The sequence below is a fragment of the Leptothermofonsia sp. ETS-13 genome (assembly GCF_049200465.1).
Lineage (GTDB): Bacteria > Cyanobacteriota > Cyanobacteriia > Leptolyngbyales > Leptolyngbyaceae > Leptothermofonsia.
The window spans coordinates 394891-409338 of sequence record NZ_CP120836.1 but is presented as its reverse complement, the minus strand read 5'-3'; the positions used below and the strand labels follow the sequence as shown (position 1 = coordinate 409338).

The 14448-nt window shown below is 47.8% G+C and carries 11 protein-coding genes and 1 pseudogene; 5 read left to right on the top strand and 7 right to left on the bottom strand.

The window, feature by feature from the left end; all coding sequences use genetic code 11:
* Positions 1-399: 399 nt before the first annotated feature.
* Entirely contained in the window at positions 400-2415 is a 2016-nt protein-coding gene (tkt, locus tag P4D80_RS01975; protein ID WP_421657176.1) for a transketolase, read from the bottom strand.
* A 540-nt stretch (positions 2416-2955) separates the two neighbouring features.
* On the opposite strand from tkt, the gene mnmH reads away from it, so the two are divergent.
* A complete protein-coding gene (mnmH, locus tag P4D80_RS01970) occupies positions 2956-4035 on the top strand; it encodes a tRNA 2-selenouridine(34) synthase MnmH (protein WP_421657175.1) in 1080 nt (359 codons plus the stop codon).
* A 626-nt stretch (positions 4036-4661) separates the two neighbouring features.
* Here the strand turns inward: mnmH and P4D80_RS01965 are convergent.
* From P4D80_RS01965 to P4D80_RS01955, 3 genes and pseudogenes are all read right to left on the bottom strand, one after another.
* Positions 4662-4868 carry an asparagine synthase-related protein gene (locus P4D80_RS01965; protein WP_421659613.1) on the bottom strand — a complete coding sequence of 69 codons (207 nt, stop codon included), beginning with the start codon at positions 4866-4868 and terminating at the stop codon, positions 4662-4664.
* A gap of 18 nt (positions 4869-4886) precedes the next feature.
* Positions 4887-5054 (bottom strand): annotated as a pseudogene (locus tag P4D80_RS01960) (hypothetical protein); the annotation flags it as partial.
* Between the two features lie 615 nt (positions 5055-5669).
* On the bottom strand, positions 5670-6101 hold the full coding sequence (locus P4D80_RS01955; protein WP_421657174.1) for a hypothetical protein: 432 nt from the start codon (positions 6099-6101) through the stop codon (positions 5670-5672).
* Positions 6102-6316: 215 nt separating this feature from the next.
* Here P4D80_RS01955 and P4D80_RS01950 point away from each other — a divergent pair, with 215 nt between their 5' ends.
* Together P4D80_RS01950 and P4D80_RS01945 are read left to right on the top strand one after the other, a co-directional pair.
* Positions 6317-8707: a tetratricopeptide repeat protein gene (locus P4D80_RS01950; protein ID WP_421657173.1), complete on the top strand. Its 2391-nt coding sequence runs from the start codon at positions 6317-6319 to the stop codon at positions 8705-8707.
* A 30-nt stretch (positions 8708-8737) separates the two neighbouring features.
* Complete coding sequence (locus P4D80_RS01945; protein WP_421657172.1) at positions 8738-9271, top strand: PadR family transcriptional regulator; 534 nt, start codon at positions 8738-8740, stop codon at positions 9269-9271.
* Here the strand turns inward: P4D80_RS01945 and glgX are convergent.
* The 3 genes from glgX to P4D80_RS01930 all read right to left on the bottom strand — a co-directional run bounded on the left by glgX (position 9257) and on the right by P4D80_RS01930 (position 12750).
* Positions 9257-11311, bottom strand: coding sequence for a glycogen debranching protein GlgX (gene glgX / locus P4D80_RS01940; RefSeq protein ID WP_421657171.1), 2055 nt, complete (start codon positions 11309-11311; stop codon positions 9257-9259). The genes P4D80_RS01945 and glgX overlap by 15 nt on opposite strands.
* Before the next feature lie 354 nt (positions 11312-11665).
* Positions 11666-11998: a sensor histidine kinase gene (locus tag P4D80_RS01935; protein ID WP_421659612.1), complete on the bottom strand. Its 333-nt coding sequence runs from the start codon at positions 11996-11998 to the stop codon at positions 11666-11668.
* Positions 11999-12060: 62 nt separating this feature from the next.
* Positions 12061-12750 carry an IS1 family transposase gene (locus P4D80_RS01930; protein WP_421657170.1) on the bottom strand — a complete coding sequence of 230 codons (690 nt, stop codon included), beginning with the start codon at positions 12748-12750 and terminating at the stop codon, positions 12061-12063.
* Between the two features lie 19 nt (positions 12751-12769).
* Here P4D80_RS01930 and P4D80_RS01925 point away from each other — a divergent pair, with 19 nt between their 5' ends.
* Together P4D80_RS01925 and P4D80_RS01920 are read left to right on the top strand one after the other, a co-directional pair.
* A complete protein-coding gene (locus P4D80_RS01925; protein ID WP_421657169.1) occupies positions 12770-12991 on the top strand; it encodes a response regulator in 222 nt (73 codons plus the stop codon).
* 343 nt (positions 12992-13334) lie between these two features.
* Positions 13335-13739: a hypothetical protein gene (locus tag P4D80_RS01920; RefSeq protein WP_421657168.1), complete on the top strand. Its 405-nt coding sequence runs from the start codon at positions 13335-13337 to the stop codon at positions 13737-13739.
* Positions 13740-14448: the final 709 nt, after the last annotated feature.

Here is a 14448-nt window from a genome sequence, read left to right as displayed (position 1 = left end):
ACAAGCATTAACTTAGCCGTTAGCGTGTCTAAACGAGTTCAAAGGTCTAAGCGATCTTAAGCGATCTAGGAGACATCGCCATGAAGCCAGATGTTCCAGATCACTTAACTCCAGAAGTAATGCTTGATTTAAGCATCCTCCAGTTAAAGCATCTTCAAGATAGGCTTTAAGCACGGTCCTTGCGCTTTCCGGACTTTACTCCATGGAGTTTTATGAGTATACACCGACACATTTTTGATTTCTAGTGAGGTGCTATGGTAACAGTTTTCTAATTTTCTCAGAGAGAAATCTATTTCGCCTGGTTAAGTAATGAGCAAAAGCAAAGGCTCTCACCGATGGAGAGCCTTTGCCATCACAGAAACAGGATGGATTTACTTACAGGAAATGTCGCCAAAAGCACTAACTAAGCAACGCCTTAGCCTTTGCGACTACATTCTCGACGGTGTAACCAAATTTCTCCATGCAAACATTACCAGGAGCGGATGCGCCAAAGCGATCGATACTCAGGGTGTCACCCTCCGTCCCCACATACTTACACCAGCCAAAGGAGGTGCCCGCCTCTACGGCTAAGCGCTTAGTCACAGCTTTGGGTAGAACGGATTCCCGATAGGCCGCATCCTGGGCCTCAAACAGTTCCCAGGATGGCATGGAGACCACCCGCACTTTCTTGCCTTCACTGGTCAACTGTTCGGCGGCTTTTACGCAAAGGGCAACCTCAGAACCCGTCCCAATCAGGATCAAATCGGGGGTTCCTTCACAGTCCACTACGGGGTAGGCTCCCTTAGCAACACCTTCGATGGAACTGCCCGCTAAATTGGGCAGGTTTTGCCGGGACAGGGCCAGCAGGGTTGGGCGGTGCCGATTGGCATTTTCAATCGCCACCTTATAAGCCCCTGAGGTTTCGGTGCCATCTGCCGGGCGAATCACCGTCAATTGGGGAATGGCCCGTAGTGAGGCAATTGTTTCCACAGGCTGGTGGGTAGGACCATCTTCACCCAGTGCAACGGAGTCGTGGGTCATGACCCAGATCACCCCGCAGTGGGACAGGGCTGACAGGCGAATTGCTGCCCGCATGTAGTCGGTGAAGACCAGGAAGGTCGCGCCGTAAGGAATCAAACCAGAACCATGCAGCGCAATTCCGTTACAAATCGCTCCCATGCCGTGTTCCCGCACCCCAAAGCGGAGGTTACGGTTCTGGTATTGCCCCTTTTGAAAGTCGCCAAACCCTTTCAGTTCCGTCAGGTTGGAGTGGGTCAGGTCAGCGGAGCCACCGAACAATTCTGGCAGTACCGGAGCCAGAGCATTCAAGCAAATTTCAGAGTGCTTCCGAGAGGCCACTGCCTTATCTTCCGGTTTGTAGGTAGGCAAAACTTTGTCCCAACCTTCGGGCAGTTTGCCGCTTAGCAACCGTTCAAATTCTGCCGCTTCCTGGGGATAGCGAGTTTTATACTGAGCCCAGGTTTCATTCCACTCAGCTTCCAAATTGGCACCCCGTTCAACGGTCTGGCGCATGTGGGCCAAGGCATTTTCGGGTACCACAAACGGGTCGTAGTTCCAGCCCAAATTTTCACGAGTTAATTTGACTTCATCCTCGCCCAGGGCTGCCCCATGAACTCCAGCAGTGTTGGCTTTGTTGGGAGAACCGTAGCCAATGGTGGTGGTCACCTTAATCAGGGAAGGTTTATCGGTAACCGCTTTTGCCGCTTCGATCGCCTTCGCGATCCCATCTAAATCCGTATTGCCATCAGCTACATGCTGTACATGCCAGCCATAGGCTTCAAACCGTTTGCCTACATCTTCGGTAAAGGCAATGTCGGTGGAACCGTCGATGGAGATGTGGTTGTCATCATAGAGGGCGATGAGTTTACCCAACCCCAGATGACCAGCCAGAGAGCAGGCTTCACCGGAAATGCCTTCCATATTGCAGCCATCGCCCAAGATCACATAAGTGTAGTGGTCCACCAGGGTGATATCTGGCTTGTTAAACTTTGCAGCTAGATGGGCTTCGGCGATCGCCAACCCCACAGCATTAGCAATCCCCTGTCCAAGTGGTCCGGTGGTCACTTCAATGCCTTCAGTTTCAAAGTTTTCAGGGTGACCTGGGGTGCGCGAACCCCATTGCCGGAAATTTTTGATTTCATCCAGCGTCACGCTGTCATAGCCTGTGAGGTACATCAGGGCGTATTGCAACATGCAGCCATGACCTGCCGATAGCACGAAGCGATCGCGGTTAAACCACCTGGGATTTTTGGGGTTAATCCGCATAAATTTGTCCCACAGGACAAATGCCATAGGAGCCGCGCCCATTGGCAGACCGGGGTGACCCGACTTCGCCTTTTCAACAGCGTCAATTGCCAGAAAGCGGATGGAATTAATACACAGTTCCTCTAACGATTGAGTGGTTGCAACAGCCATGACTTCCTCTACTCAACAACGGGTCGATTGGTGGACAAGGGGGGGGGAACGAGAGTGTAAGCGCTGCCGGAACAGTTCGCTGTAAACGACTCACACAAATAAGCAATAATACCTATTACTTAATTTATAGCTTATCGCCTAACTCGCCAAGAATTTACATTTGATTCAGTAATCACTCCTCCTAAATTCCTGCACCATCGTCCCCCCTGAATAACTCCTTGACTTTGAATACCGGTTCCCCGGTTTACCAGTGAAAGTAGCTTACGCTACTCTTTCATACCAACCAAAATCCATGGAATATTGATTTCAAAATCCATGGAATATTGATTTTGCTTTTGATGATAAGATTTGCTTATCATCAAACTCTCAGAAGAACCTATATACCTTTTGGTTAAGGGCAAGATAATAAAGGTGGAGTCCGAAATATCTCTGCTTTCACCTCCGTCCCCTATCCGTGCTCCTTTAACCGAGAAGTATTGCTTCAGCTTTGATGGTACTTGATTGTGTTTCTCAGTTAAATAGCAATGTTTATAAATAGTAATGCCCACTATTCTCGCTACTGCTGATTTCCTTACTGCCCCTGGAATTATTCTGGATGTGCGGAGTCCAGCAGAGTACCAGCAGGGACACATTCCAGGAGCCATCAGCTTTCCGTTGTTCACGAATGAAGAACGAGCAGTGGTGGGAACTTGTTACAAGCAAAAGGGACGGGATGAGGCAATTGAAATTGGCCTGGCGATCGCCGGTCCCAAACTGGCCCCGTTTGTCGCTCAGGCCAAACAGCTTGCCCCGGATCGGATCCTGCGGATTCATTGCTGGCGGGGAGGCATGCGTAGTGGCAGCATGGCCTGGCTAATGGAAACAGCTGGATTTCGTGTGTTTGTTCTGGATAAGGGCTACAAAGGGTTTCGCCATTGGGTGCGAGAAACGCTGGCAACGCCCAAACCCATTCTCACTCTGGGCGGCATGACCGGGACTGGCAAGACAGCAATTTTGCATGCTCTGGCAGCTCAGGGGGAGCAAATTCTGGACCTGGAAAAATATGCCCATCACCGGGGTAGCAGCTATGGAAATTTAGGACTGCCGCCCCAGCCCAGTACAGAACAGTTTGAAAATGTGACTGCAATGGAGTGGGTAATGCTCAGGCCCGATCGCCCAGTGTGGGTTGAAGCAGAAAGTCGCATGGTGGGAACCTGCCGGATTGCAGATGAGTTGTTCAGGCAAATGATGATGGCTCCCGTTCTGCAGGTGGAGCGATCGCGGGATGAGCGAATTTCTCTGCTGCTAAAAGATTACGGTTCTATTGATCGGAATGAACTGATAGTTGCCACTGAGCGATTACGCAAACGACTGGGGAGCGATCGCACCCAGGAAGCCGTAAACCTTATTGCTCAGGGTAATCTGGCGGCGGCGATTGAGATTGTTCTGAATTATTATGACAGGACCTATGTTTATGATTTAAAACGCCGAGATGTTCCCATCTATTCGGTTAATGTATCAGGTCTTTCTTCTGAGGAAAGTGCTGCATTATTGATTGAAACGGCGAGACAATTATTTCCTATTAAACACTTGCAGCAATATGAAATCATTAGCTCCTCCAGCTTACCAGTGAAGGAGTAACAGCCTATCCGATAGGATTGACTGGGAATGGATGGCAATGGACAGAGTAATGATGAAAGCTCCGCTGGGGAAAAGAAACGGATGCAAACCCTACAGATCAGGGCAAATCAGACACTAAGTGCAGTGTTATCACTAATAGTCATGGAGTACCAATAGCCCTCATAATTGCAGGTACGAATTGACGTAACATGAAACTGACAGAAGTGACACTGGAAGGACAGAGAATGATTCCACCAGATCCTGAACCATGGCAATTGAGGAATCTATGTTTAGATAAAGGATATGATTATGAGGAAATATTAGGTATTGTTACAGTTTGGGGATATGTTGGACATATTCCACCAAGAGATCAAAGTAAACGAATTATTCATCACGTTCTAAACTATCGAGCAAGGCATTGGGTCGTTAAACTAGCACATTCTTGGATGAATCGAATTCATCGCTTGCTGATACAGTGGAGAAGAAACTAGAAAACTACTTAGCATTTCTGAATCTAACTTGTGTATGTATTCCTATACGGTCGATTCAAGTTTTCGGATAGGCTTTTAGGACAGTTCATCGATTTGCCTGCGATGCTCGATTCCCCTAGCTCATCAAATACCATTACTCTCTATTACTCTAGCTCATCAAATACCATTACTATGGATATGAGCACCTGTATGGGATGAAGTCTCACAGGCAAGCGTTTCTTCGTTATAAGCTTTGTGATCGAAGGCAAGGGTAAATACTCGAATCGGTTTAGCACTATGTTTTGCTGCAATTCCTAATACGGTAGAGGAATCAATACCACCACTGAGATAGCAACCAACAGGTACATCGATCCTGAGGTGTATTTTTAGAAGGGCAATCTCACTATCTGAATTGGTTTTTAACGAGTATCCCCACTGGCGCAAGTCAGCCTGGATCCGCTCAAAATCATAGAACTCTCCATTGAAAATGATATGCAACGTTTCATTCTGGTTAGAAATCGGCTGTTCACCATGATGAATATCGATAATACTCAGTCTGGCATGTTCTAAAGCGACTTGGCGGTTGGGAGAAAGCTAAAATCTCTGTCCATCTGGACCTCGATGCTTTAAGCAACTCATTCCAAGTTTCAAAGAAGATTCTAAAACTTGCCCGTAATCTGAAAATAGTGCAACGATGCCACACATTAAACCGCTCGCTTATGATTAGTAATCATCTAGTGTTGCAAACACTAAATTTTGCAACAGGGAGGTTTGGGGCTCCGTTCCCAAGTAGGATTGAAACCCCTGCACTTCCAACAAAACCTTCGTTTTGCTGTACTAGAACAAGAATTGCATTGAATTAAGGCTTTCAAAAAGTTTCTAAACAACACTGCATAACTAACCAAATTTTGTCTGCCTGATAAGTAGACAGCCATCATTAGCTGTAGGCGTTACTGATGATTTTGGCATTTAAGGGTATCTAAAAGAACCATGGGACAATCGTAAACAACCTTCCTCTAAAACTGCCAGGCTATAAACCTGCCAATTTCACTCCGGCGATCGCCCTCAACGTGATCGCGACCATTGCGCGAACTATCGGTTTTTTCACCATTCAAGCATCAGGATGAATAATGAATTCGTTGTCTCCTAATGGAACCATAACCGGAATCGACCGTGCTGCGATCGCTAGCGCAAGGACTCTATGATCGTCACAATTGTGACAACACACAGGGTAAAAATGGTTAGTGGCACCAGACATAGCTCCGTCAGCTTTAGCAGCATATCCACTAAATGGATCGCTCCCATAGCAGCTGAAACTGTACAGGCAATCGTCAAACCCACGACAAACAGAAACAACCACCTAAGGACACCGAATGCCAGATTCACCGCCGGGCTATAGCGGTTGGAGCTATTAGTTTGATGCTCAAAGAAACGGTTGGGGCGAGGAGTCGAGTTGCGATCGCGCCCATCCAACTGTTGCTGCATCATTTCCTGTTGAATCTGCATAAGCCTGATCTGGGCATTGAGCCGCTCAATTTCACTCAAATAGTCTGCGGGCATCGTGGGAGGTTGGGCTTGAGCTTTAGTTGTACCAACCTGGGGGCTGACACTATGCATAGGTTGAACTCCTGAAATTCGTTAACACCCATCACCAACTCCTCCACCCTTAATTCTGATGACATTTTCCCTGGAGAGTTCGGCGGCTGTCTGCCAGGAAAAGTCAGTCGTTTGGAGTACTTACCGCGACAATAGATGTCAGATTAACTCCACAGTGTTGGAAAATGTTGGCTAAGTTAGGTTAAATTTGGGAGAAATTGATACGCGGCTGGCTGATGGGTGGCGACGAAGAATTAGAACTGATAGACAGATTGGTTTTCAATATAACTAAGAGACATTTAACTGATCTGCAAAGAAAAATACTGAAGGGGGCCTGGGAAGAGCAGACCTACGAGGAGATTGCTGAGCCATTAAGTTACAACGTGACCTATATTCGCGATGAAGGCTCGAAGCTCTTTAAACTCCTCTCTGGGGTTGCTGGTGAACCCATATCAAAGACCAATCTTCGAGCCGCACTGGAGCGCTGCTGTCGTTCTTTTCTGAATGGAGATTTGGGTCAACCACCAAACGAATTAGGAGCCGGATTTGAACAGTTTGCTCACCCCAATTCTCAAGAACTGTCTAATCTGCCCTCCCCCTCTCAGACTGATCCTAACTTTGTTGGGCGCGAGTCTGCGGTTGCCAGCTTGAATCATCTCATCAGCCAAGGAGCCAAAATTATTTTGATTCAGGGAGAAGGGGGAAAGGGCAAAACAACCCTGGCTCGCAAGTACTTTGAAACTCAGGGGTATACTTACCTGGAACTCTGGATGGCAACCGAGACGCAAAATATTACTCCCGTAGAAAGCGTGGTAGAAGAATGGTTGCGCCGTGATTTCAATGAAGAGCATGGGCGAGAACTAGGTATCAACCTGGAACGCTTGAAACGAAAACTGAGGGATGACCATCGGCGCATTGGGGTACTGATTGATAACCTTGAAACCGCACTGGACAAAGATGGAAAGGTAATTGAACCCCATCGCCGCTATGTGGACTTGCTCAGGGTTCTATCCGACCCAACCGTTCGCTCAGTCACTCTCATCACCAGTCGAGAGCAACTGTATGAATCCAGTGTTGGGCTGGAGCGCTATGTTCTGGGAGGGCTGGATGAACAGGCATGGAGGGAGTTTTTCAGAAATCGGGGTCTAAATGCAGAGTCGCCCGCGATCGCAGAGATGTGTCTGGCCTATGGCGGCAATGCCAAAGCGATGAAAATCTTGAGCGGCGTCATTCTCAACGACTTTGATGGAGATATTGACGCCTACTGGCAGGAAAACCGGAACGATCTGCTGTTTGAACGCGAATTGAGAGATCTGGTCGCCAGTCAGTTCAATCGGCTTCAACAAATTGACCCAGAGGCTTATAAGCTTTTGTGTCGTTTGGGCTGCTACCGCTACCAGGACATCTCTCATATTTCAATTGAAGGGATTTCTTGCCTGCTCTGGGACTTGCCAGAAACTCAGCGAAAGTCTATTATTCGGGCCTTGCAGGATCGATCGTTGCTGGAAGCCCGTAAGGCAAAAGGAAAGTACTGGCTGCACCCGGTGATTCGGGCGGAAGCAAAAGCCCGCCTGCGAGCAGGATCTGAATGGGAGATCATCAACCGCAAAGCTGCGGAGTTTTGGATCAACAGCGTTCGGGTTGTCGAAAATATTGATGAGGCTCTGCGGGCACTGGAAGCCTATCACCATTATCTGGAAATTGGTGACTATGAGCGAGCCTGTGATGTCATTGTTGAAATTAAAGAAAACAAGTGGAGAGAGCCGCTGCCCCTGGGTTGGGTATTTTACCGATTGCGGTTGTTTCAGCAGATGATTTCGGCGATCGCTGAGATTGCCAACAGCCTCAAACCAGACTCTCGCCTCGGTAAGCTTTATAACCTGCTGGGCTACATTTACCGCTTGCAGGGACGAATCCAGGAGGCACTCGTCTGCCACCGGGAAGCCGAAACGATTGCAGACACTTTAGGCGCTACCCGGCTCAAGATCTCCGCCGTGTTTGATATGGGACTTTGTGAACGGGAACTGGGAGAATACGAATTAGCAATTCCTCGCTTCCATCAGGTTTTTGCTTTGTGTGAAGAAACCGGCGACTGTAACGAGTACAAAATCTATTCCCAGGGATGTTTAGCCTACCTGTATTCGTGCCTGGACGTGGAAGCTGAAGCGCTTCAACTTGCAGCACAGGTGTGTGAACAGATGTCGTTCTTCAATCTCACGGCCTGGGGAAAAGCCTATATCCTACTGTTTCTTGGGTCTACCTATCGAAACCTGGGAAGGCTGGAAAGGGCTTTTGAGCTTTATCAACAAACGCTTCAGGTTTCTGAGGAAAATGACTTCACTCAAATTCGGGCCAAGGCCATCAACGGGATTGCCCAGCTTCATCGGGAACAGCGAGAGTTTCAGCAAGCCCTAGACAAACATGCAATGGCGATCGAGTTACTGGATAAGATTATTGCTAAATGTGACTTAGCCGATGCCTACTACCAGTTGGGGCTAACTTATCAGAAAATGGGCGACAGTGAGCAAAGCCAGAAATCCTTTCAGGCAGCCATCCAACTTTTCAATGAGATGCAAGCACCCAAACAGGTTGAACGGGTTCAACAGGCAATGCGGGCATCACCATAGGATGGGAGCGGACAGCACGGAGTTGTACCTATGGCGTTAGTGCATGCAATTTTGGCCGTCCTGGTGGAAGAACCTTGCAGCGGATACGACCTGAGGAAGCGATTTGAAGGCTCAGTAGGTTTTTTCTGGAAGGCGAGCTTTCAGCAAATCTATCGAGAGTTGACCAAATTAGAAGAGCAGGGGTTGCTCAGTTCTCAGTCTATTCAACAGGAGAGCCGCCCGGATAAGAAAATCTATTCAGTGACGGAGGCAGGCAGGCAGTACTTAAGCGAGTGGATTGCCCAACCCTCAGAAGTCAACCCACCGAAGGACGACCTGTTAGTGAAGTTGTTTGCGGGTTATCTGGTGCCTCAAGAGACGATGTTGCAGGAGCTAGAGCACCACCGGCAGCAACACTTGAAACAGCTATCGATTTATCAAACCATTGAGAAAAGCTATTTCCAAAATTTGGAATCGCTTCCTTCGGAACGCAAATTTCAATACCTGACACTACGGCGCGGTATTCAGTATGAAACGGGATGGTTGGAGTGGTGTGAAGAGGCAATGTCTCTACTTCGCAATTAGTACGATCACACAGCGGCCATGGGCCTGATAGGATTCCTGCTGAACCGGGGGAGCGGTTTTGATGGTACAGAAATCCTCAGGACTGGGCAGGGCAGTGTCCACAATTCGATACCAGGTTTCGCCATGATCCAGTGGCGGTAGCTCAAAGGTCAGCGGTTCCCAGTAGGCATTGAGGATGATGTGTAACCGTTCATCAAACTTGGGATGCCTCAAGGTAAAAGCGATGCTGTGGGAGTTTTTGCCCCAGTCTGGTTCTCCCAGGGTGGTTCCGTGCCAGACAATGTGGGGCGCCTGATTGGCATAGGAGACGGCCAGAATGTGTTCCTGCTGAAAAATTTCCAGGGATTGTGTGAAGTCAATCAACCTTCTGGTAAAGCGGAGGAGATCGGCGTGTTTGTTAATGCAGTCCCAATCAAACCAGCTCAGTTCGCTGTCCTGGCAGTAAGCATTGTTGTTACCCTGTTGCGATCGCCGCACCTCATCGCCCATGAGCAGCATAGGTGTGCCCTGAGACATAAACAGAATCGTGAGAAAGTTTTTAATCTGCCGCTGCCGCAAGGCTTCCACTTCTGGATCGGAAGTTAATCCTTCAAAACCACAGTTCCAACTGTAGTTCTCATTCATACCATCCCGGTTATCTTCACCGTTTGCCTCGTTATGCTTTTCGTTGTAAGAAACCAGGTCATTCAGGGTAAAGCCATCATGACAGGTGATGAAATTTATGGTGTGGTCGGCTCTGCGTCCGGGTTTGGAGTAAATGTCAGGGCTTGCCATAATGCGGGCAGCCACGTTCTTGACTGTTCCGGTATCACTTTTGACGAAACGACGTACATCATCCCTGAAGGGACCGTTCCACTCAGCAAAGCGATCGCCCACAAAGGATCCAACCTGATACAATCCCCCCGCATCCCAGGCTTCCGCAATTATCTTGGTCCCTGCCAGAATCGGTTCTGTATCGATATCCCACAGCAACGGTGGATTTTTCAGGGGTATGCCATCGGAGTCACGAGACAGGGCAGAGGCCAGGTCAAACCGGAAGCCATCAACGTGCATCTCTGCAACCCAATAGTGCAGGCAATCCAAAATCAGACGGGAAGCGATCGAGTTGGTCTCGAAGGTGTTGCCACAACCACTGTAGTTGCGATACTTTGACGGATCATCTTCCAGCATGTAGTAATCCTGATTGCTCAACCCCCGGAAGGAGAGGGTGGGTCCATCTTCGTTGCCTTCCGCCGTATGGTTAAACACCACATCCAGAATCACTTCGATCCCTGCTTTGTGCAGGGCTTTGACCATGTCACGAAACTCATCAACCGGACCCAGTGGATCGCGGCGGGAACTGTAACCCACGTAGGGAGCAAAGAACGCGATCGTGCTGTAGCCCCAATAGTTCTTCAATCCAGGACGGGCATCGAATTCATCAAAATGGTGAATGGGCATCAGTTCAACAGCGGTAATGCCCAGTTCTTTGAGGTAGGGAATTTTCTCAATCAGCCCGGCAAAGGTACCCCGCTTTTCCGGGCTTACACCAGAGTTGGGATGGCGAGTAAAGCCAGCAACGTGCATCTCATAGATAACGGTGCGAGAGTAGGGAATTTTGAGGTGAACATCTTCTTCCCAATCATAGGTGCTGGTGTCTATAACGACTCCCCGCAACGCTTTGGGACAATTATCTCCGGGAAGCCTGGCGGCGTCGCGGCTGTAGTTTTCCCAATTGGCCACGGCTCGCGCATAGGGGTCAATCAAGACCTTTTCACCATCGCAACGCAATCCTTTTTCGGGAGCAAAGGGGCCGTACGCGCGGTAGGCGTAAACCTGCCCGGCGCCAATCCCTGGGACAAACACATGCCAGTACTGAGCCGTTTTATTTTGCTTCGGATCAAGGGGAATCACCTGGCTGGGTTTAGGCGCATCAGGCGCATCAAACAGTAGCAGCTCAATTTCTGTACATTCCCTTGAAAACAAACAAAAGTTTACGCCTTTGTCGCGCACGGTTGCGCCTAATGGGAAACTCTCACCCGGCGAGATGCTAGATTTCATGACAGCAGACTGGTTCTCAAATTGGTAGACCTAACAAGGTAATGATGAACGGCGCTAGCCACCATCATTAAAAATTCAAAAATCATTACGATTTGAGCACTCTCCTTAAATTTTACAGTTGTCGCCAGTTTGCTTAGGACATTGCTTTAAGGGGGTGTGGGGCTTCTCCCCCAGCCAGGGGTTCCACCCCTGCACCCCGTCCTAAGCCTGGTGGCTAAGCTATACAAGCGTACCGATAATGCTTGATTCAAAACGCCGACGACTCCTGGCTCCCCATTTTCCAATTAAACCCCGTCGATCTAGAAACCTGTAGTTTTTCCTAGGAAAATCTCCAGTTTTCAACCTGGATAAGGTTTAGAATCTCTGTGGCAGAACTACAGTCACCGTTGTTCCAACACCCACGTCACTCTCAAACAAGATCTCACCCTGATGAAGATCGACACAGGTCTTAACAAGAGCCAACCCTAAGCCGGTGCCTGAAATTCCTCTGGTGTTTTTTCCGCGGCTGAAGGGATCACAAAGTTTGGATTGATCCTCCCTGGAAATGCCAATTCCTTCATCTTTGACTTGAAACTTCACTAAATCAGATTCACAGATGAGAGAAAAGTAAATTGGTTTCTCAGGAGAAGAAATATTTAATTGCGTTGGATAGCAGGTTGCTGAGAATAGAGTAGAGCAATTTCTCATCACCCCGGGCATGGGTATGACTGCCCTGTTTGATAAATTGGCGTTGCTGAAACTGTAATGATTTAAGCTGGCAAAGGAACTGTCCAATCCTTCAAGGAGTGAAGCAGCAAACGAAGGGAACATTTCAGCATTGCGACAGACTTAGAGTAGCACAAGGTCTTGCGGTGCAACCGTGCCAAGTAGTGCCGCAGACGAGTGTTCTCCCCCTCCACGCGAGTCATGTAGGTTTTGCTCACAATCTGGTCGCCCTCTTCGATGAACATCGGGTAGACTTTCCATCCATCGGTGATATAGAAGAAGCATTGCCAGCATTTGACCATTGACCACAGCCACTTGAATGTTTCCGCACTGCGGTCACCAATCACCCATGCCAAGATTCCGGCTCTCTTATGATTAACCGCTGTCCAAATCCATAGCTTGTTGCGCGTATTGCCTATAAAGGTTTGCAGTTCGTCCAAATCAGTGTTCTCTGGAATCTCCTCTACTTCTGGCGCATCCCGCAATTGGTGTCCTGCCGCCCGAATCCAACGCAGAATCGTCGTGTGATGGATTTCGGTGACCCGTTCGATGCCTCGCAGTCCCATGCCGTTGAGGTACATCTTGATGCACAATTGCTTCACCTCATTCGAATAGCGCCAAGGATAGTAAGTTGCAAGAAATTGCCGACTACACTGCTTGCACTTGTAGCATTGTCTGCCTCGACGATGCCCGTTCTTTGCCGTTTCAGTTGAATTACATTGAGGACATTTCATCCTTCTATAATGCCGAACTGTGCATTACCCTTGCAGCAACGCCCTCGTTACTAGTGCAGATGATAGCATTGCAGGACTTTGGTTAGTCAAAGAGAAGTTGCCCGATCTAATTATTTCTGACCTTCATATGCCCTGTATGAGTGGATTTGAAGTTTTAAGGAAGTTGAAACAAAATCCCAGTTTGACTGATATACCCTTTATTTTTTGTACAAGCCCAACCAATCAGGATATCACTTGTTAGCGGAGAAACTGGGTGCTGATGCCTTTATCACAAAACCCTACGATCCGGCAATTATGATAAAAGCTGTACATATCTCCCTTGCTAAGCGAGATAATCAGAAAGTTCGAAAAACAACTTTTGAGGTCCTCAGACAAAGTTCTGGCTCTTTCGTCTGAGAAGATAACTACTTCCTCATTAGCAGATGTAAAGACGAGGGACAATTGGGTGGATGAGTAAATGGGTGATAGGGCGATAGCTTTTGACACAATACAGATGGAAAGAAAAGATGGAAAAGAAACAAAATTAATTCTTGAGGTAGTATTAGAGGCATGAGCACACTGCGTTTTAGCAACAGCAGCTTCCAATGCTTCTACTCTCTCTCCTCCTGTTCTGCTTTGCCTATGCTCTGGTTGGTTGGGTTTTAGCCGCCCACCACATTATCTGGTACATTGGAATCTTTGCTGCTGCTCTAGGAATTTTTACCGCCTGGGGCAGCAGTCGGTTTTTAGGAAGATGGTTTGGGTACACTCCCCAAGCCTTAATTATCACGATGATGGTCAGCATTCTGATCACTCTCATGCTGATGTCATCAACTTTTGTTGCAATTTTTACTATCCCTATTTTGACTGCAATTCTGGTCTGGGTAGAAATGCAATTTTTGGATCTCAAAGCAAATCAGGCTTTAGGAGTTTTGATTGTCCTGGCCGGATTAGGTTTAGCTCTGGGTGAATTTATTGACCTTGTTGTCTTACCAAGTGCTAGATATTAAAAGTTATTTAAGCCGTTTTGCACCGTAGATAAACTGGTATTGTCACAACCTGTGACGACAGATTCAATCAGAGTGGATGTTGCCTGCCTATTACTATGAGCTTAAACCCAAGTAAGCATTGCCCACATGACTGAGGAACTGCTTGAAAGTTTCTCGGGTTATGACTCAAAGAAATGTGGGGGCTAACTTATAAAGGGTTTCAGCCTTGTTAATCTTTTGTCTGAAAAGGTACGTCTAAATAAAGTTCAGCAACTGTTGCAGGTTTTCCCACATTTATTTAACGCACAACCGTTTCTCACTTGGTGCTGGGTAGATATTATTTTGGGGGCTGTAAGCTGCATTGTGCCGTTGCTTTTGAGATTTCTCCTCGATTTTCCCCCGATTTCCCCCCAACTTTTTGATTTATTAGGCTTACAGTTTGTCTAAGCGGTAGTTTTCAAGCTGAAGTGATAGCTCTACGCAAACGCGTTAGGGCATTAGGTTTAAGGAAGTAAAGGGAAGGGGCATCACCTCTTTACCCCCTTCCAACCACAGTAACTACCGCTATAGTACAAGGGGCTTTCTTTGTAGGGTTTTGTGGTTGAGTTAATTACCCTTCTAAGGGGTTAGGGACTGAGGGGATAGGAGCTATTGTCTGATGTAGAGTAGTCTGCGAAAAAGTTTTGAAGATGTAAACACGATTGGGAGATGAGATATGTTCAATATCGGA